Genomic DNA, 17965 nt, shown 5'->3' with positions numbered 1-17965 from the left:
GCTCCGGGTACCGGACGATTTCTCGTCATGTTAACGCGATCGGTTCGGAGGGCGTCCGGTCGTCCACAGGCTGTGGGCGTTCACACGCCGTACGTGCACAGGCGCGGGGCCGGAATGCGGGTGCGCGTCCGGACGCGGGCGCGGGATGATCCCGGCCATGAGCGATACGACGGAGCGGCACGGGCCGCAGGCGGCCGGGCACCAGCAGGACCGGGCGGCGGAGGGGACCGCGGACCGCACGGAGCGGGCGACGGGCCTGCTGCCGGACGCGGAACGGCTCAGGAACCTGCGGGAGCGCCGCGTCGCCGCGTGCCGGGCCGCGTCGCGCTCGCTCGCCCGCCTCGGGTTCCTCGGCACGCTCCGCGAACGGCTGGCGCTGCTGGACGCGGCGCGGGACGTGTACGACCTCGACGAGCGCTCGGACATGTACGGCAGCGGTGTCGTGGAGACCCTGGAGGGGAAGGTCGCCGCCCTGCTCGGTACCGAGGCCGCCGCCTTCTTCCCCACGGGCACGATGGCCCAGCAGATCGCCCTGCGCTGCTGGGCGGGCCGCACCGGCAGCCCGACCGTCGCCCTGCACGGGCTCTCCCATCCCGAAAGGCACGAGCAGGACGCCTTCAGCCAGGTGAGCGGTCTGCGGCCGGTGAGGGTCACGACCGAGCCCCGGTTGCCGACCGCAGCCGAGATCCGGGACTTCGACGAGCCGTTCGGCGCCCTGATGCTGGAACTCCCCCTCAGGGACGCGGGTTTCGTGCTCCCGTCCTGGGAGGAACTGACCGAGGTGGTGGCGGCGGCGCGGGAACGCGACGCGGTGGTGCACTTCGACGGCGCCCGCCTGTGGGAGTCCACGGTCCACTTCGGCCGGCCCCTGGAGGAGATCGCGGGCCTGGCGGACAGCGTGTACGTCTCGCTGTACAAATCGCTCGACGGGCTCGGGGGCGCGGTCCTCGCGGGCCCCCGGGGGCTCGTCTCCGAGGCGAAGGTGTGGCGCCACCGGTACGGCGGCCAGGTCTTCCAGGAGTTCCCGACCGCCCTGTCCGCGCTGATCGGGCTGGAGCGGGAGTTGCCCCGGCTGCCCGAGTACGTGGCGCACGCGCGCGTGGTCGCCCGGGCCCTGCGCGAGGGGTTCGCGGCGGCCGGGGTGCCGTGGGCGCGCGTCCATCCCGAGGTGCCGCACACCCACGACTTCCAGGTGTGGCTGCCCTACGACGCCGATGTCGTCGCCGAGGCGGCGGTGCGGACGGTCGAGGAGACGGGGATCGCCCTCTTCGCCGGCGGCTGGGACGCCAAGGGTCCGGGACTGGCCTGCACCGAGGTGTACGTGCGGGCGGCGGGCCTGGAGTGGACGCCTGAGGACGTGAGGTCCGCGGTCGCCGACTTCGTCCGCCGGCTGGCCTCGGAAGCCTGACTCGGCCTGCTCCGCCGCGACATCCGGTGCCGCGCATCACAGGGCACCGGAGGTTCCCCGTACGGGGCGTACATGGACGACTCCGTCAACGCGGCGAGGTGCGGTGCCGGGCGCCACGGGCCCGGCGGGACCTGCTGGACATGCCCACAGCACTCAGTCGCGCCGGATGTGCCCCAGGCCCACCCGTGCCTGCTGGAGCCGTGTCCGCACCCGCCCCTCGGTGTGGGGCCTCAGCCGCAGGCCGGCCAGGACGGCGATCCGGTCGGCGGTCTTCGGGACCGTCGACCGGTCGGTCCACAGGTGCTCGGCGAACTCCGGCCCGCTCAGCCGCTCCAGGCAGTGGTCGAGCCGCTGCACGGCCCAGCTCTCCCGCCGCAGCGCGGCTTCCTTCCCGGCGACGTGGCGCAGGGCATGCCCGAAGCCGCGCTCCCGCAGCCGTGCGAGCACGGTCTCCCGCTCGGCGAGCAGGGCGAAGTGGCGTACGTCGTGGCCGAGTTCGCGCAGCCGGCCGACGGTCTCGGCGAAGTGGCCGGAGTCGGTGACCGTCATGGGCGCGATCACCACGCCGTCCCGGCGGGTGAGGGCGAGGTCGAGGACCTCCACCACGCCCTGCCGCCAGGACCTCAGGTCCTGGAAGTCCCCGCGGAGTTCGGGCGGGAGCATGCGGTGCAGACCGAAGCCGGCGTGCTCCGGGTCGCAGACCACGCTGCCGGGCAGACGGCGCTGGATCTCGTGTGCGGTCTGTGTCTTGCCGCCCCCGAAGGGGCCGTTGATCCACAGGAGCATGCGGGAGACCCTACCGACGGCGCAGCCTCCGGTCAGCCGTGTCCGCCGGCCCGTACGAGGCCCGTCTCGTAGGCGAGGACGACCACCTGGACGCGGTCCCGCAGGCCGAGCTTGGTCAGGATGCGGCCCACGTGCGTCTTCACCGTCGCCTCGGACAGCACCAGGCGGCCGGCGATCTCGCTGTTGGACAGGCCCTGGGCGACCAGGACCATCACCTCGCGCTCGCGGTCGGTCAGCCGGTCCAGTTCCTTGTGGCGGGGCTCCTGACCGGTGTCGGGCAGCATCGGTGCGAACCGGTCCAGCAGGCGGCGCGTGGTGGACGGGGCGACGACCGCGTCGCCGCTGTGCACGGCACGGATCGCGGCCAGGAGTTCGCCGGGCGGCACGTCCTTGAGCATGAATCCGGAGGCGCCCGCCTTCAGCCCGGAGAAGGCGTACTCGTCGAGGTCGAAGGTGGTCAGGATCAGCACCTTCGGCGCATCCGGTGCCGAGCAGATCCGGCGGGTGGTCTCCACACCGTCCAGCTTCGGCATGCGCACGTCCATCAGTACGACGTCGACGGCGGTGGACTGCAGCACCTGCAGGGCCTCGACCCCGTCACCCGCCTCCGCGACGACCTCCATGTCCGGCTGGGCGGCGAGCACCATCCGGAACCCGGTGCGCAGCAGCACCTGGTCGTCGACGAGCATCACGCGGATCGTCATCGGGTCCTCTTCCGTGTCCGTCCAGGCCGTTCGGCACGGCCGTTACAGGTGTCGACAAGGGGCGTGCGGTGGCGTCAGTGCGCCGGTTTGAGCGGCAGCAGGGCGCTGATGCGGAATCCTCCGCCGGGACGCGGGCCCGCGTCCAGGGTGCCGCCGACCATACCGACCCGCTCGCGCATCCCGATCAGGCCGTGGCCCTGGCCGTCGAAGCCGCCCTCCTCGTACAGCTCGTGCGGGGCGCCCTTGCCGTCGTCCTCGACCAGCAGACCGAGACCGTCGTCGAAGTAGACCAGCCGCACGCTCGCGCCGGCGTTCGCCCCACCGTGCTTGCGGGTGTTGGTGAGCGCCTCCTGCACGATGCGGTACGCCGTCAGCTCCACACCGCTGGGCAGCGGGCGGGCCGTCCCCTCGACCTTGAAGTCGACCGGCAGGCCGGAGCCGCGGCACTGCTCCACCAGGTCCTCGATCTGCTCGACGCCGGGCTGCGGAACGTACTCACCGGCCTCCTGGTGCTCACCGGTGCGCAGCACGCCGAGCAGGCGGCGCATCTCGGCGAGGGCCTGCCGACCGGTGGAGGAGATCGTCTCCAGGGCCTTCTTCGCCTGGTCGGGCGCGGCGTCGAGGACATAGGCGGCGCCGTCGGCCTGCACCACCATCACCGACACGTTGTGCGCCACGACGTCGTGCAGCTCCCGCGCGATCCGGGCGCGCTCGGCGGCGACCGCGACCTTCGCCTGCGCCTCGCGCTCCTTCTCCAGACGGGTGGCCCGCTCCTCCAGCTGGGCGTAGTACGCGCGCCGGGTGCGGATCGAGTCGCCGAGCACCCAGGCGAGCGCGAACGGCACCGTCTGGAAGACCACTATGGCGAGATCGCCCAGCACGCCGGTGTGTTCGTTGGGCCAGCGCAGCTGCGCCAGGGTCGCAGCCCCCAGCCCCGTCGCCAGTGCCAGCCGGGACGCCCAGCGCGCACCGGTCGCGGCGACCGTGTAGACGATCACCAGCAGGGCGAAGTCCGTGACGCGCGTCTCCACGTCCAGCGCCACCTGGACGACGCCGAGCGCGATGGCCAGCAGCAGCATCCGCTCCGGCCAGCGGCGCCGCAGCGCGACCGTGGCGCACAGCAGCACCACGACCGGCAGGACCACGACCGGGGAGCCGGTTCCCGTGGTCTCCGGGTTCGCCGTCTCCGCCACGAGCGAGATCCCGAGCAGGACGACGGCCCAGAAGCCGTCGACCCAGGTCGGATGCCTGCGGAGAAAATCGTAGAGGCGCTGCACGTAACCCAGAGTAGGGAAGGCGGATGCGTGCAGGGGTCAACCGGAGGGCCGATCCGGATCGGATGCGTGTACTCCGCAAGGTGGAGGCGGCGATCTCCTGTGCGCCTAGTCTGTCCGGGTGGTGCACGAGGCGACGGACGAGTGGTGCGGCTGGCGGACCGCGGGCGAGACGGCCCTGTACGGACCGGCCGGCTTCTACCGCCGGCCGGAGGGCCCGGCCGGGCACTTCCGCACGTCGGTGCACGCCTCGCCGCTGTTCGCGCGGGCCGTGGCGCGGCTGCTGTGCCTGGTCGACGAGGCACTGGGACGGCCCGACCGGCTGGACTTCGTGGACATGGCGGCCGGACGGGGTGAACTGGCCGCCGGGGTGCTCGCCGCCCTGCCCGCGGGCGTGGCCGCCCGCACGCGGGTGTGCGCCGTCGAGATCGCCGGACCCCGGCCCGACGGCCTCGACCCGCGCATCGTCTGGCGGGCCGACGTACCGCACGGGATCACGGGCCTGCTGTTCGCCAACGAGTGGCTCGACAACATCCCGGTCGACGTCGCCGAGACCGACCCCGCCGGTGTCGCGCGGCTCGTCCTCGTCCGGGAGGACGGGACCGAACAGCTCGGCGAGCCGGTGTCGGGGGCGGACGCGCAGTGGCTCCGGCAGTGGTGGCCGCTGCCGTCGGAGGAGGGCCTGCGCGCGGAGATCGGGTGGCCCCGGGACGAGGCCTGGGCGTCCGTGGTCGCACGCGTGGACCGGGGGGTGGCAGTGGCCGTGGACTACGCGCACACGGCGGACGCGCGCCCCCCGTTCGGCACGCTGACCGGCTTCCGGGAGGGGCGCGAGACGGCGCCCGTGCCGGACGGGTCGTGTGACATCACGGCGCACGTCGCGCTGGACGCCTGCGCGGCGCGCGGGCGGAACGAGCACGGGGCGCCCGGGACGACCGCGAGCCCGGGAACGGCTGCGAGCCCGGGGGCGCGGGAGGATGTTCCGTCAGCGCGCGCACAGTACGAGCGCCCGGCGCACACACCGAACACGCGCTCCGCGCCCAGAAGTGCACGCCCGGCGGGTCCGGACCGCGCACACGCTCTCCCGGAGGCGCGCCTGCTACGGCAGCGCCATGCGTTGCGCGTCCTGGGCGTGGGCGGCGCCCGCCCCCCGCTCGCGCTCGCCTCCACCGATCCGGCGGCGTACGTGCGGGCGCTCGCGAGCGCCGGAGAGGCCGCCGAGCTGACCGCGGAGGGCGGTCTGGGCGACTTCGGGTGGCTGGTGCAGCCGGTGGGCGCGGACGACCCGCTGGGTCCCACGACCGCCGTACGCTGACACCTGCCGACGCCACCGCCCGAACCGCCGGCACCACCGCGTCGGCCGGCGCCGGCCGGCCGTAGCACCGGACCGGCCCGCTACTTGTCGATGTCGCCGACCACGAAGAACATCGACCCCAGGATCGCCACCATGTCCGCGACCAGGGTCCCCGGCAGCAGCTGCGTCAGCGCCTGGATGTTGTTGTACGACGCGGACCGCAACTTCAGCCGGTACGGGGTCTTCTCGCCCTTGCTCACCAGGTAGTAGCCGTTGATGCCGAGAGGGTTCTCGGTCCAGGCGTAGGTGTGGCCCTCGGGCGCCTTCAGCACCTTCGGCAGCCGTTGGTTGACGGGGCCGGGCGGAAGGCCGGTGAGGCGGTCGAGGCAGGCGTCGGCCAGGTCGAGGGCGTTGTGCGTCTGCTCAAGGAGGCACTCGAACCGGGCGAGGCAGTCTCCCTCGGTCCGGATCACCACCTTCAGCACGTCCTGCAGCTCCGGGTAGGCGAGATACGGCTCGTCGCGGCGCAGGTCGAAGTCGACGCCGGAGGCACGTGCGATGGGTCCGCTCACGCCGTAGGCGTGCACGGCCTCCGGGGTGAGGACGCCCACGTCGCGCGTGCGCCCCCGGAAGATCTCGTTGCCGAGCACCAGGTCGTCGAAGACGTCCATGCGGGAGCGCACGGCCGCGACGGCGGCACGCGCACGTGCCGCCCATCCGGCCGGGAGGTCCTCCTTGAGGCCGCCGACACGGTTGAACATGTAGTGCATGCGCCCTCCGGAGACCTCCTCCATGACGTTCTGGAGGACCTCGCGCTCCCGGAAGGCGTAGAACACCGGGGTGATCCCGCCCAGCTCCAGCGGGTAGGAGCCGAGGAACATCAGGTGGCTGAGCACCCGGTTGAGCTCGGCGAGCAGGGTGCGCGTCCACACCGCGCGTTCGGGGACCTCCATGCCGAGCATCCGCTCCACGCCGAGGACCACGCCCAGCTCGTTGGAGAACGCCGACAGCCAGTCGTGCCGGTTGGCGAGCATGATGATCTGGCGGTAGTCGCGCGCCTCGAACAGCTTCTCCGCGCCGCGGTGCATGTAGCCGATCACCGGCTCCGCGTGCGTGATGCGCTCTCCGTCCAGCACGAGCCGGAGCCGCAGCACGCCGTGCGTGGAGGGGTGCTGGGGCCCGATGTTGAGCACCATGTCGGTGCTCTCCGCGGCACCGCCGATACCGACCATGGTCTCCGTCGTAGGAGTCATGGACACAGTCTCCCCTACGTAGGCTGGCGGTATGGAGACGGGGAGCGCGCCCGCTGCGGGGCGAAGCGGGGCGGAAGAGACAGCTCGGGCTCCGGTGGACGAGCCGGTGTGGACGGGACTGCCACCCGATCTGTTGCGGATGCGCCGGATGCTGCTGGTGGTGTGGCTGGGCCTGCTGGCGCTGGCCGCCGGGCTGGTGCCGGGCATCCTCGTGGGTCCCGCCTGGGCGGCGTTCACCCTGCTGCCGCTCGCGCCGGCGGCGTGGGGCTGGGTGCTGCTCGGTCGCAACTGGCGGTCCTGGCGGTACGCCGAGCGCGCCGACGACCTGCTGATCAGTCGGGGTGTGCTGTGGCACGAGGAGACCGTCGTGCCGTACGGGCGCATGCAACTGGTCGAGGTCACCTCGGGACCGGTCGAGCGGCGCTTCGGCCTGGCCAGCGTCCAGCTGCACACGGCCGCCGCCGCCACCGACGCTGCCATCCCCGGGCTGCACCCCGCCGAGGCGGAACGGCTGCGGGACCGGCTCAGTGAACTGGGCGAGGCCCGATCGGCGGGGCTGTGACGACCCGCGAACCCGACGACGAGGTGCGCGGGGCGGAGCCGGTGACCGAGCGGCGGCTGCACCCGGTGACGCCGCTGCGGCGGGCGTGGGCGCCCTTCGCGGTGATCGTCGGCTGGGCGGTGCACGACCCCGACCAGGCGCAGCGCCAGCTGACCCGGCTCACGACGACCACTCTGCTGATCGCGGTCGCCGTGATCGTCCCCGCCGCCGCCCTGTACGGCTTCCTGTCGTGGTGGTTCACCCACTTCGCCGTGACGGGCACGGACCTGCGGATCCGCACGGGCCTGCTCTTCCGCCGCACCGCGCACATCCGGCTGGAGCGCATCCAGGCGATCGACGTCACGCGGCCGCTCCTCGCGCGCGTGGCGGGTGTGGCGAAACTGCGGCTCGATGTCGTCGGCACCGGCAAGAAGGACGAACTCGCCTTCCTGGGAGAGCGCGAGGCGCGTGCGCTGCGCGCGGAGCTGCTCGCGCGCGCCGCCGGGTTCGCGCCCGAGACGGCGCACGACGTGGGAGAGGCACCGGCGCGCGAGCTGCTGCGTGTGCCCCCGCGTGTGCTCGCCGTCGCACTCGTACTGACGGGAGCGACCTGGGGCTCGCTGCTCGCCGCGCTCGTCGTTCCCTCGGTGCTGTGGCTGGCCACCGGGAGCGTGTGGACCGTCCTCGCGACCGCGCTGCCGCTGCTGGGCGCGGCGGGGGCCAGCAGCGTGGGGCGGTTCGTCGGCGAGTACGACTGGTCGGTGAGCGCATCACCCGACGGGCTGCGCATCGATCACGGGCTGCTGGACCGCGCCCACGAGACGGTGCCGCCGGGGCGGGTGCAGAGTGTGCGGATCATCGAGCCGTTGCTGTGGCGATGGTGGGGGGCGCGGCGTCGGGGCCGGGCGCAGCGCGGGGGGAGCTGGGTGCGGGTCGAACTGGACGTGGCCGGATCCGACAACTCGGTGCTGGTGCCCGTCGCCCCCCGGGAGGCCGCAGAGGAGATCGTCGCGCGCGGGCTGCCCGGCGTGACCGTGCCCCGCGCCGCGTCGCTGTCGCCCGCGCCACGGCGCGCGGGCCGGTGTGTGCCGCTGTGGTGGCGTGGATACGGCATCGCCGTCACCGGCGGGGTGTTCGCGGCACGGCACGGGCTGCTGGGGCGTGTCCTGGCGCTGGTGCCGCATGCGAAGGTGCAGAGCGTACGGCTCACCCAGGGGCCGTGGCAGCGTTGGTGGGGCCTTGCCGACCTGCGGGTGGACAGCGGCGCCGGCGGCACGGTGACGGCGCGCCTGCGGGACGCCGGGGAGGCCGCGGAACTGCTGCGCGGGCAGGCGGAGCGGTCCCGGACGGGCCGCAGGGACGCACGCCCGGACCGCTGGATGACGTGAGCGGCGGGCCGCGGCTCGGGCTGCGGCCCGCCGGAGGCACGGCGTACCGCGGCCACGCTCGTGGCCGCGGTCAGGACGCCGCGCTGCGCAGCCCCTGGACGTCGATCTGCTGCGTCTCGTCGTGGGCCGTCAGGTCGATCACCTGGCCCGCGCCGCGCGTCTGTGCGCCGGCCTGCTTGAATCCGCCCTCGGTCTCGGCCTTGTGCAGGGCCAGGGCCTCCTGACCGACGACGTCGGCGAGGTCTTCGTTCTGCACGGCCTCCAGGGCGTCGGCCGTCGGCGCGTTCTTCGCGCCGAAGAAGTCGAACCCGCCCTCGGTCGCCGGGCGCCGGACGGGCGGTGCGGCGGGCGCGACGGCCACCGCGGTCGGCACGGTGAAGTGCCCGGAGGGCGGTTGCTGGGCGGCGGGCCGAGGCGCCGTGGCGGGGTCCTTCGGCGGCTCGGGGGCGGCGGTCGCACGCGCGTGGGCGTCGACCGCCTCGGGCTTCCCCTGGGCGTCGTCCTCCCGCGCGTCCTCGGCCGGCACACCGACCGTGTCCCCGACGGGGACACTCTGCTCGACCTGCTCGACCTGCTCGACCTGCTCGAACCGTTCGGCCGGCTCGGCCGGGGCAGGAGGCGCGGCCTGCATCAGGACGTCCAGGGCGCTCTCCGTCCCCTGCCCGGCGGGGCTCTCCTGCTCGGCGGCGGCCGGGTCGGCGGCGTCGAGGCGGGCCAGCGCCGCCTGCGCGCGCATGAACAGCTGGGAGCCCTCGGGCGAGAACACCGTCGGCGCCGGCCCCGGCGCCTCGTCCTCAGCGGCGTCCTCGGCGTCCGCGCCCTCCACGGCGTCGCTGTCGTCCGCTGCGTCGGTGCCGTCCTCGGTGTGCGCGGCGTCGGTGGCCTCCTCGGACTCGGACTCGGCCTCGGCGGCTTCGGCCGTTCCCGTCGCCCTGCCCGTCCCGGACGGGTCCTTCTCACGCACCGGCGCGGGCGGCAGGGCAGGGGCCGTGGACGGTGCCACGGTCTCTATCTCCAGCAGTCGGCGGCCCTCCAGGGCACTGGCGCGCTCGGTCTCGGCGGTGGCGTAACGCCGCAGCAGGGACGCGTGCTCGTTGCGCAGGCCCGCGAGCTCGGCCCGCTTCGCGCGCAGCCGCTTCTCCAGCTTGCCGCGCAGCTCGCGCGACTCCTCCAGATCGGTCTCCAGTTCGGCGATCCGCTCCTCGTGCCGCCACTCGTCACTGGCACGCGCCCGCGCGAGGTCGGCCACCTGCTTGCCCGCCTGCCCGTCCCACCGCCGCATGACGGCCGCGCCCACGCCGGCCGTCGCTGCGGCGACGGCCGCCAGGGTGCGCAGCACCATGGGTTCCGTGAACACCCACGGGCCGAACGCGCACACCAGTGACACGCCGGCGATCGCCGAAGGAGGCATCAGCCTGTGCAAGGGCGGGGAATGGCGGTGACGTCCACGTGGCATGGCCAGAAACTTACCGCGCGTAGGCGAATCGTGGTGCCCGGCCCCGCAAAAAACAGCCAACGCACGACGCCTCACAGGACGACGGCGGCCGTGCGCTCCGAAGCACCCGGAAATCGCGCCCGGGACAGCGTCGGGAACGGCGTCGCGAGCGCCGTCGGCAGGACGCTGCGACGGCAGGGGGCCAGCGCCGGGCGGGGCGTCGGCGGCGGCTCAGGAGAGGCGTCCGCTCAGCCATTCCAGGGCCGGCGGGATCTCGCGCCGCCACGTGTTGAAGTTGTGCCCGCCGGATTCGAGGACGATCGACGAGACCCGTGTCCGGCCGGTCGCCTTCACCCGCTGGATGAACTTCGTCGTGGCCTTGTAGTTGGGTTCTCCGAGCTTGCTGCTGGTGACGAGCAGTGAGGTGTCGGGCGCCGCCTCGTGCTCCAGGCACCAGAACAGGTCCGCGCGGTTGCGCAGCAACGTGTCACCGTGGAAGAGGTCTCCCGTGGTCGGGTCGATCGGCGCCTTGTAGTACGCCGACAGGCCGACTCCCGCCGCGAAGGTCCGCGGGTGGTGCATGGCCACCTTCAGCGCGCAGTAGCCGCCCGTGGAGTCGCCCACGATGCCCCAGCTGCCGGCCTCCGTGCCCACCCGGTAGTGACCGCCGACGGCCTCGGGCAGGTCCCTCGCGAAGAACGACTCCGTCTGCGGCCCGCCCGGTATGTCGACGCACTCGGTGTCGCGGGGCGGCGCCACCGTCGGCCGGAGCATCACCAGGATCATCGGCTGCATGCGGCCGTCACGCGCGAGTGCGCGTGCGGTGCGCGGGTAGTGCAGCTTGTCCACGAGCGCCTCGGCCGTACCCGGGTACCCGGTCAGCACGACCGCCGCGGGGAACGTACGTGTGCGGTACTGCGCCTGGAAGTACTCCGGCGGCAGGTAGACGTAGGCGGGGGTCGCGATACCGGTCGTGCGGCCGGCGATCGCGACCTTCTGTATCTGGCCCCCGGTCTCGGGCCGGACACCGCCCCGCGCCGCCACGCGCCGTGTGTCAAGGACACGCAGGGGGCCGTCCTGGCCTCGGCCCACGGTGTGGTCGACCACCACGCCCTGCGCGGTCTCCTGCCCGAACAGGTCCGCCCAGCTGGCGTAGAAACCGAAAGCCTGGTTGGCGACGAGACCCACGCAGGCGAACAGCGACACCTGTGTGGCGAAGAGCAGACCGACGCGCCCGCTGACGGCCCGCCAGTTCCGCCTGGCCAGCCGCGGCCACAGCCACACCGTGCCGACGAAGAGCAGTACGGCGACGAGGACCGCCAGTACCAGCACCTTTTTGCTCATGAGCCCCATGAGGATTCCTGCCTGCGCTTTCCGTCCCGGCCGCCTCCCGCCCCTTCGCGAGGACTTGCCCTGGACTTTCCCCGGCCTTTGAACCGGCTTTGACGGGGTGAGTGAACCTCTCCCCCCGAGACACCGTCCTAGAGGGCGCAATGTCGCCGGATGCCCGAAGTGGCACCGGATTCAAGGTCTCTCGCAGAACTACGGGATGCGATGTCTGTCAGGGAAGATGGGGAAATGTCCGGCGGGGTTCCGAGTCGATCAAGCCGCGTGCGTCACCTGGTGCGGGGTCCGCGCCCCGAGGCCGTTCCCGTCCTCGTCGCCCGGGCCTGCACGGTCGTGGGCCTGCTGGACGTCGCCGCGGGCGTCTTCCCGCGCTTCCGGCACAGCCGGATGCACGCCCTCGCGGAGGTACTGCCCGGATCGTTCGGCCCGTTCGCCGCGGCGCTCTCGCTGAGCGCGGGCGTCCTGCTCCTGCTGCTCGCGCACGGCCTCAAGCGCGGCAAGCGCCGGGCCTGGCGGGCCGCCGTGGCGCTGCTGCCGTTGGGCGCGGCGGCACAGTTCACCTACCGGCACTCGCTCCTCGGGGTGATCATCTCGCTGGCGCTTCTCGCGCCGCTGCTCGTCCACCGCGACCAGTTCGCGGCACTGCCCGACCCGCGCAGCCGTTGGCGCGCGCTCGCCAACTTCGTGCTGATGAGCGCCGGTTCCCTCGCCCTGGGCTGCGTGATCGTCAGCGTCCACCCCGATCGCATGGTCGGCAGCCCGAGCCTGGCCGACCGCCTCACCCACGTGCTCTACGGCCTGTTCGGCTTCGAGGGCCCGGTGGACTACCAGGACAGCACCTCCTGGACGGTCGCCTTCTCCCTCGGCGCCCTGGGCCTGCTGACCGCGGTCACCACCGTCTACTTCGCCTTCCGGCCCGAGCACCCGGCCGCCCGCCTCACCGAGGAGGACGAGGAGCGGCTGCGGGTCCTGCTGGACAAGCACGGTGGCCGCGACTCCCTGGGCCACTTCGCGCTGCGCCGCGACAAGGCCGTCGTCTTCTCCCCCAGCGGCAAGGCCGCGGTGACCTACCGCGTCGTCTCCGGCGTGATGCTCGCCAGCGGCGACCCCATCGGTGACGTCGAGGCCTGGCCGGGCGCCATCGAGCGCTTCATGGACGAGGCCAAGGCGCACTCCTGGACGCCCGCCGTGATGGGCTGCTCGGAGACCGGTGGCGAGGTGTGGACCCGGGAGACCGGGCTCGACGCCCTCGAACTCGGCGACGAGGCGGTGGTGGACGTCGCGGATTTCTCGCTCGCCGGCCGCGCGATGCGCAACGTGCGCCAGATGGTCAAGCGCATCGAGCGGGCCGGTTACGAGACCCGGGTCCGTCGTGTACGTGACCTGGGCGAGGCCGAGCTGGACCGGATCCGCCGGGCCGCCGAGGACTGGCGCGGCACCGACACCGAACGCGGCTTCTCCATGGCGCTCGGCCGCATCGGCGACCCCTCCGACGGCGACTGCCTCATCGCCACCGCCCACAAGGCCGACACCGAGCCGGGCCCGTACGGCGATCTGAAGGCCATCCTGCACTTCGTGCCGTGGGGCGGGGACGGGGCCTCCCTGGACCTCATGCGCCGCGATCGGGCCGCCGACCCCGGCATGAACGAGCTGCTGATCGTGGCCGCTCTGCAGGCGGCCCCGAAGTTCGGCATCACACGCGTGTCCCTCAACTTCGCCATGTTCCGCTCGGCGCTGGCCCGCGGCGAGAAGATCGGCGCGGGCCCGGTGCTGCGGGCCTGGCGCGGGCTGCTCGTCTTCCTCTCGCGCTGGTTCCAGATCGAGTCCCTGTACAAGTTCAACGCCAAGTTCCAGCCCCGCTGGGAACCGCGTTTCGTCGTCTACCGGGCCTCCGCCGACCTGCCGCGCATCGGCTTCGCCGCCATGCAGGCGGAGGGCTTCGTCGACCTGGCTCTTGCGCTGCCGCGCTTCCTGCGCCGGCGGACGCCGGGCGCCCGCCCGTGCGCCCACGCGGTGGCCGAGCGGGACGTCCGCGCCGCCTGATCGCAGACATCCGGATGGCAGCGGACGCACCGGACTGGCCCGGACGGAAGCCCCTCCCCCTCCAGCCGGGGACTTCCGTCCGGGCCGCACGGCGCTGAGGCCCCGGTACGGGGCCTACGCTGAACATATGAGCAACCACAGCGGACGCGGGAGCGTCGCGGGCCTTCCGGCATGGGACCGCTGCGCCGTCATGGGCGTCGTGAACGTGACCCCGGATTCCTTCTCCGACGGTGGCCGCTGGTTCGACACGACAGCCGCCGTCAAGCACGGCCTCGACCTGGTCGCGCAGGGCGCCGACCTCGTCGACGTCGGCGGGGAGTCCACGCGACCCGGCGCCACGCGGGTGGACGAGGCCGAGGAGCTGCGGCGCGTCATCCCGGTGGTGCGGGGCCTCGCCTCGGAGGGCGTCGTGGTCTCCGTCGACACGATGCGCGCCAGTGTGGCGGAGCGGTCCCTCGGGGCCGGCGCCGCCCTCGTGAACGACGTCAGCGGCGGCCTCGCCGACCCGGCGATGATCCCGGCGGTCGCGGACGCCGGCGCCCCGTTCGTCGTCATGCACTGGCGCGGCTTCCTGGAGGGGGGCAACGTGCAGGGCGTCTACGAGGACGTCGTCACCGAGGTCGCCGAGGAACTCCGCGCGCGCGTGGAGGCCGTCCTGGAGGGCGGAATCGGGCCCGAGCGCATCGTCGTCGACCCCGGTCTCGGCTTCTCCAAGAACGCCGAGCACGACCTGGCCCTCCTCTCCCACCTCGACCGGCTGCTGGCCCTGGGCCATCCGCTGCTCGTCGCCGCCTCCCGCAAGCGGTTCCTCGGCCGCGTGCTCGCCGGGCGTGACGGTTCCCCGCCGCCGGCCCGGGAGCGCGACGCGGCGACCGCGGCCGTCTCCGCGCTCGCGGCGCACGCGGGCGCCTGGGCTGTGCGCGTGCACGAGGTGCGCGCCACGGCCGACGCCGTACGGGTCGCTCAGGCCGTGGAGGAGGCGCGGGCCACAGGGCACGCGCTGGGCGCGGGACTTCCTACCGAGGCGCGCCCGTCGGAGCGCGCGCCGGGCGCGGACGCAGTGCGCGGGGCGCGTACCACCGAGGTCACGCCGGGCGCGGACACTGCCGGCCGCGCCGCGCGGCACGGCGCAGAGGGCGCCCGCAGCGCAGAAGGACCCCGGTGAGCGCCCCCCACACGGACGTCGAGCAGGTCGAGGCCGCCAACACCGCCTTCTACGAGGCCTTGGAGCAGGGCGACTTCGAGCAGGTCTCCGCCCTCTGGCTCACCCCGTCCGACCTGGGCGTCGACGAGGAGTACCACGATCCGGCCGACACCGGCGTGATCTCCTGCGTGCACCCGGGCTGGCCGGTGCTCACCGGACGCGGCGAGGTCCTCAGGTCGTACGCGCTGATCATGGCGAACACCGACTACATCCAGTTCTTCCTCACCGACGTGCACGTCTCGGTCACCGGCGACACCGCTCTGGTGACCTGCACCGAGAACATCCTCAGTGGGGGCCCCGCACCCGGCGAGGGGGAGCAGCTGGGGCCCCTGGTCGGCCAGTTGGTGGTCGCCACCAACGTGTTCCGCCGCACGCCCGAGGGCTGGAAGCTCTGGTCCCACCACGCCTCCCCCGTGCTGGCCGAGAACGACGAGGACGAGGACGACGGGTCACCCGCATGAGGGCGCGGTCCCCGGGGAGGCCCTCCGCGGGGACCAAGGAGCGGTTGGAATCACCGTGCCGCGGGTATACGCGGCTACCAAACCGTGAGCGGCAGGTTCCCCAAGGGGAACGTGCGATGAACCCTGAGCGCCCCGGACCGGCGTCGCGCCCCCTCGGCCCGGTGCCGTCGGTGCCCGCAGGTAGATTCGACCGAGGCCGACCTGCCGCCCGCACACGGCAGACACCGGCCGCTACCGACGATTGCAGGAGTGATTCGCGTGGATCGTGTCGCGCTGCGCGGCCTGAAGGCCCGCGGGCACCACGGAGTGTTCCCCGAGGAGCGCGAGGAGGGACAGACCTTCGTCGTCGACCTCGTCCTCGGCCTGGACACCCGGCCGGCCGCGGCCGACGACGACCTGGCGAAGACCGTGCACTACGGCATCGTGGCCGAGGAGGTGGTCGCGGTCGTGCAGGGCGAGCCCGTCGACCTCATCGAGACGCTCGCCGAGCGCATCGCCCAGGCCTGTCTGAAGCACAAGGGGGTCGAGGAGGTCGAGGTCTGCGTTCACAAGCCGAGCGCGCCGATCACCGTCCCCTTCGACGACGTGACCGTCACCATCACCCGGAGCCGAGTATGACCGCGCCTTTCACCGGGGGTCACAGCGACCCGACCGTCCAGCCGGTGCCCGCCTCCGTCGTCGAGACGGTGGACGCCGCCGACACCACGCTCCAGAACCCCCAGCGGGCCGTGATCGCCCTCGGTTCCAATCTCGGCAACCGCCTGGAGAACCTCCAGGGAGCCGTCGACGCGCTGGAGGACACCCCCGGCGTGCGGGTCAAGGCGGTCTCCCCCGTGTACGAGACCGAACCGTGGGGGGTGGAGCCGGGCAGCCAGCCGTCGTACTTCAACGCGGTCGTCGTCCTCAGGACCACGCTGCCGCCGTCCTCCCTGCTGGAGCGGGCGCACGCGGTGGAAGAGGCCTTCCACCGCGTCCGCGACGAGCGCTGGGGCCCGCGCACCCTCGACGTCGACATCGTCGCCTACGCCTCGGTCGTCTCCGACGACCCGCAGCTCACCCTCCCCCATCCCCGCGCCCACCAACGCGCCTTCGTTCTCGCGCCCTGGCACGACGTGGACCCGGAGGCCCTGCTGCACGGCCGCGGACCCGTCGCCGAGCTGCTCGACACGGTCACCCGTGACGGCGTGACCCCGCGCGAGGACCTGGAACTCCAGCTGCCCGAGTAGTCGTTAAGGTCAAGACGACCACGGGACGGCCGGACCTCGGGCGGGCCGTCCTCGACCATGTCCGGGGAGCTGAAAGGACACCGTGAAAGAGCTGCGCATCAGGGTGCTGGCCGGTGTGTTCGTCGTCGCCGGAGTGCTGTCCTGGGCGGGCGCCCGGCTGTGGAACGCGGTGGGGACACTCCCCCGCGTGCCCCTGGCCGCCCCCATCGTGCTCGCCCTGATCGCCGTCGTGCTGCTGGCGACGGCCGTGTCCCTGCGGGCCCGTTTCAAGGCACAGCGCGAGCGGCGTCCCGACGCCAAGGGCGTCGACCCCCTGATGGCGGCCCGCGCGGTCGTCTTCGGCCAGGCCAGTGCCCTGGTCGCCGCCCTGGTCGCGGGCATGTACGGCGGCACGGGGGTGTTCCTGCTGGAGTACCTGGACATCCCCGCCCGCCGCGACCAGGCCATCTACGCAGGCTTCTCCGTCCTGGCGGGCATCGCGGTCATAGCGGCGGCCATTTTCCTGGAGCGCGTCTGCAAGCTCCCGGAGGACGACGAGCACAACGGCGCGGGAACCTCTCCGGCGTCCTGACCGCGGTCGCGGTCGCGGCCCACCGGGCCCCTGGCAGCGGGCCACCCCCGAGCCGCCCCCGCCGACGCCCCCCGGGGCCGTGGGTCCCGTCACGCCTTCCGACACGCCTTCCGGGGTCCGGTACGCAGCGGTCAAGGGCGCCCCGGCCGGGACCACCGTCGTGCGGCACGGCCGCTCGGACCACCGCGGTGAAGCTCGGCCGCCCCAGGACGGACCGCGCCGTGGAGGATCCCGGCGCGCTCCCTGCCATGACCTGCCGTGACCTGCCGAAGCACGACCCCACGCCAGATGCGCGGCCCGTCCCCGGCATCCGGCGCCGACGGGTCGGCCGATCGGCTGGTGCCAATCGGTTGGTGACTGGTGGCTGGTGGCTGGGTGGCTGGGTGGCTGGTCAGCGTGCCAGTATCAGGCTCATCGCCTCTGCCCGCGTCGTGGCGTCCCGCAGCTGGCCCCGCACCGCCGACGTCGTGGTCTTCGCACCGGGCTTCCTGATGCCGCGCACCGACATGCACATGTGCTCGGCCTCGACGACGACGATCGCGCCCCGCGCCTCCAGGATCTTCATCAGGGAGTCGGCGATCTGCGTGGTGAGTCGTTCCTGCACCTGCGGGCGGCGCGCGAACACCTCGACGAGCCGTGCCAGCTTCGACAGGCCCGTGATCTTGCCGGTCTCCGCCGGGATGTACCCGACGTGGGCCACACCGTGGAACGGCAGCAGATGGTGCTCGCACAGGGACACGATCTCGATGTCCTTCACCAGGACCATCTCGTCGTGGCCCAGGTCGAACGTCGTCGTCAGAACGTCTTCGGGCTCCTGCCGCAGGCCGGCCAGAAGTTCCCGGTAGGCGCGGGCCACCCGGGCCGGCGTCTCCCTGAGCCCCTCACGCTCCGGGTCCTCTCCGACCGCGATCAGCAGTTCGCGAACGGCGTTCTCGGCGCGCTTCTCGTCGAACTCGCCGATGGTTCCCTCGCCGTCCAGCGTCACGGGGTCGGTCATCTGGTGCCTCGTTCCTGTGCCTTTCGCGCGTGG

17 protein-coding genes are annotated in these 17965 nt (G+C 73.1%); 10 read left to right on the top strand and 7 right to left on the bottom strand.

Annotated elements, in window-relative coordinates; translation table 11 throughout:
• The first annotated feature begins 157 nt into the window (after positions 1-157).
• Entirely contained in the window at positions 158-1408 is a 1251-nt protein-coding gene (locus JS756_RS29060) for a threonine aldolase family protein (RefSeq protein WP_205386218.1), read from the top strand.
• 153 nt (positions 1409-1561) lie between these two features.
• On the opposite strand, the gene JS756_RS29055 is transcribed toward JS756_RS29060, so the two are convergent.
• From JS756_RS29055 to JS756_RS29045, 3 genes are all read right to left on the bottom strand, one after another.
• On the bottom strand, positions 1562-2194 hold the full coding sequence (locus tag JS756_RS29055) for an AAA family ATPase (RefSeq protein ID WP_205386217.1): 633 nt from the start codon (positions 2192-2194) through the stop codon (positions 1562-1564).
• A 32-nt stretch (positions 2195-2226) separates the two neighbouring features.
• A complete protein-coding gene (locus JS756_RS29050; protein ID WP_205386216.1) occupies positions 2227-2898 on the bottom strand; it encodes a response regulator in 672 nt (223 codons plus the stop codon).
• A 74-nt stretch (positions 2899-2972) separates the two neighbouring features.
• Entirely contained in the window at positions 2973-4175 is a 1203-nt protein-coding gene (locus JS756_RS29045; protein ID WP_205386215.1) for a sensor histidine kinase, read from the bottom strand.
• A gap of 118 nt (positions 4176-4293) precedes the next feature.
• Between JS756_RS29045 and JS756_RS37090 the strand changes: the two genes are divergently transcribed.
• Positions 4294-5487: an SAM-dependent methyltransferase gene (locus tag JS756_RS37090; RefSeq protein ID WP_307791176.1), complete on the top strand. Its 1194-nt coding sequence runs from the start codon at positions 4294-4296 to the stop codon at positions 5485-5487.
• An 80-nt stretch (positions 5488-5567) separates the two neighbouring features.
• Here the strand turns inward: JS756_RS37090 and JS756_RS29030 are convergent, their stop codons facing one another.
• On the bottom strand, positions 5568-6719 hold the full coding sequence (locus JS756_RS29030; RefSeq protein WP_205386214.1) for an NADH-quinone oxidoreductase subunit D: 1152 nt from the start codon (positions 6717-6719) through the stop codon (positions 5568-5570).
• Between the two features lie 31 nt (positions 6720-6750).
• Here JS756_RS29030 and JS756_RS29025 point away from each other — a divergent pair, with 31 nt between their 5' ends.
• Entirely contained in the window at positions 6751-7281 is a 531-nt protein-coding gene (locus JS756_RS29025; RefSeq protein ID WP_205386213.1) for a PH domain-containing protein, read from the top strand.
• Positions 7278-8648 carry a PH domain-containing protein gene (locus JS756_RS29020; protein ID WP_205386212.1) on the top strand — a complete coding sequence of 457 codons (1371 nt, stop codon included), beginning with the start codon at positions 7278-7280 and terminating at the stop codon, positions 8646-8648. Before JS756_RS29025 ends, JS756_RS29020 begins: the two co-directional genes overlap by 4 nt.
• A 70-nt stretch (positions 8649-8718) precedes the next feature.
• Here JS756_RS29020 and JS756_RS29015 read toward each other — a convergent pair whose 3' ends face one another.
• Both JS756_RS29015 and JS756_RS29010 read right to left on the bottom strand, forming a co-directional pair.
• A complete protein-coding gene (locus JS756_RS29015; protein WP_307791173.1) occupies positions 8719-9990 on the bottom strand; it encodes a hypothetical protein in 1272 nt (423 codons plus the stop codon).
• A 324-nt stretch (positions 9991-10314) separates the two neighbouring features.
• Positions 10315-11436, bottom strand: coding sequence for an alpha/beta hydrolase (locus tag JS756_RS29010; RefSeq protein ID WP_205386210.1), 1122 nt, complete (start codon positions 11434-11436; stop codon positions 10315-10317).
• 225 nt (positions 11437-11661) lie between these two features.
• On the opposite strand from JS756_RS29010, the gene JS756_RS29005 reads away from it, so the two are divergent.
• The 6 genes from JS756_RS29005 to JS756_RS28980 all read left to right on the top strand — a co-directional run bounded on the left by JS756_RS29005 (position 11662) and on the right by JS756_RS28980 (position 16935).
• Positions 11662-13473, top strand: coding sequence for a phosphatidylglycerol lysyltransferase domain-containing protein (locus JS756_RS29005; RefSeq protein WP_205386209.1), 1812 nt, complete (start codon positions 11662-11664; stop codon positions 13471-13473).
• A 127-nt stretch (positions 13474-13600) separates the two neighbouring features.
• The gene (folP, locus tag JS756_RS29000; protein ID WP_205386208.1) at positions 13601-14638 is read left to right on the top strand and encodes a dihydropteroate synthase; all 1038 of its coding nucleotides are present in this window, start codon (positions 13601-13603) and stop codon (positions 14636-14638) included.
• Positions 14635-15138, top strand: a complete 504-nt coding sequence (locus JS756_RS28995) for a nuclear transport factor 2 family protein (RefSeq protein ID WP_205386207.1) — start codon at positions 14635-14637, stop codon at positions 15136-15138. Before folP ends, JS756_RS28995 begins: the two co-directional genes overlap by 4 nt.
• 258 nt (positions 15139-15396) lie before the next feature.
• Complete coding sequence (gene folB, locus JS756_RS28990; RefSeq protein WP_205386206.1) at positions 15397-15756, top strand: dihydroneopterin aldolase; 360 nt, start codon at positions 15397-15399, stop codon at positions 15754-15756.
• Positions 15753-16364, top strand: a complete 612-nt coding sequence (folK, locus tag JS756_RS28985; RefSeq protein WP_205386205.1) for a 2-amino-4-hydroxy-6-hydroxymethyldihydropteridine diphosphokinase — start codon at positions 15753-15755, stop codon at positions 16362-16364. The genes folB and folK overlap by 4 nt, the downstream gene beginning before the upstream one ends.
• A gap of 82 nt (positions 16365-16446) precedes the next feature.
• Complete coding sequence (locus JS756_RS28980; protein ID WP_205386204.1) at positions 16447-16935, top strand: DUF3180 domain-containing protein; 489 nt, start codon at positions 16447-16449, stop codon at positions 16933-16935.
• Between the two features lie 391 nt (positions 16936-17326).
• Here JS756_RS28980 and folE read toward each other — a convergent pair whose 3' ends face one another.
• Positions 17327-17932: a GTP cyclohydrolase I FolE gene (folE, locus tag JS756_RS28975; RefSeq protein WP_205386203.1), complete on the bottom strand. Its 606-nt coding sequence runs from the start codon at positions 17930-17932 to the stop codon at positions 17327-17329.
• Positions 17933-17965 lie beyond the last annotated feature (33 nt).

Origin of the sequence: Streptomyces actuosus (assembly GCF_016921115.1) — a bacterium.
Lineage (GTDB): Bacteria > Actinomycetota > Actinomycetes > Streptomycetales > Streptomycetaceae > Streptomyces > Streptomyces actuosus_A.
This window is presented reverse-complemented; position numbering and strand designations above follow the sequence as displayed.

Bases quoted from the DNA above. Each gene is read 5' to 3' on its own strand.
- JS756_RS29025 (WP_205386213.1), top strand. From the start codon at position 6,751: ATGGAGACGGGGAGCGCGCCCGCTGCGGGGCGAAGCGGGGCGGAAGAG.
- JS756_RS29015 (WP_307791173.1), bottom strand. From the start codon at position 9,990: ATGGTGCTGCGCACCCTGGCGGCCGTCGCCGCAGCGACGGCCGGCGTG.
- folE (WP_205386203.1), bottom strand. From the start codon at position 17,932: ATGACCGACCCCGTGACGCTGGACGGCGAGGGAACCATCGGCGAGTTC.
- JS756_RS29005 (WP_205386209.1), top strand. From the start codon at position 11,662: ATGTCCGGCGGGGTTCCGAGTCGATCAAGCCGCGTGCGTCACCTGGTG.
- JS756_RS29010 (WP_205386210.1), bottom strand. From the start codon at position 11,436: ATGGGGCTCATGAGCAAAAAGGTGCTGGTACTGGCGGTCCTCGTCGCC.
- JS756_RS29055 (WP_205386217.1), bottom strand. From the start codon at position 2,194: ATGCTCCTGTGGATCAACGGCCCCTTCGGGGGCGGCAAGACACAGACC.
- JS756_RS29030 (WP_205386214.1), bottom strand. From the start codon at position 6,719: ATGACTCCTACGACGGAGACCATGGTCGGTATCGGCGGTGCCGCGGAG.
- folP (WP_205386208.1), top strand. From the start codon at position 13,601: ATGAGCAACCACAGCGGACGCGGGAGCGTCGCGGGCCTTCCGGCATGG.
- JS756_RS29050 (WP_205386216.1), bottom strand. From the start codon at position 2,898: ATGACGATCCGCGTGATGCTCGTCGACGACCAGGTGCTGCTGCGCACC.
- JS756_RS29060 (WP_205386218.1), top strand. From the start codon at position 158: ATGAGCGATACGACGGAGCGGCACGGGCCGCAGGCGGCCGGGCACCAG.
- folK (WP_205386205.1), top strand. From the start codon at position 15,753: ATGACCGCGCCTTTCACCGGGGGTCACAGCGACCCGACCGTCCAGCCG.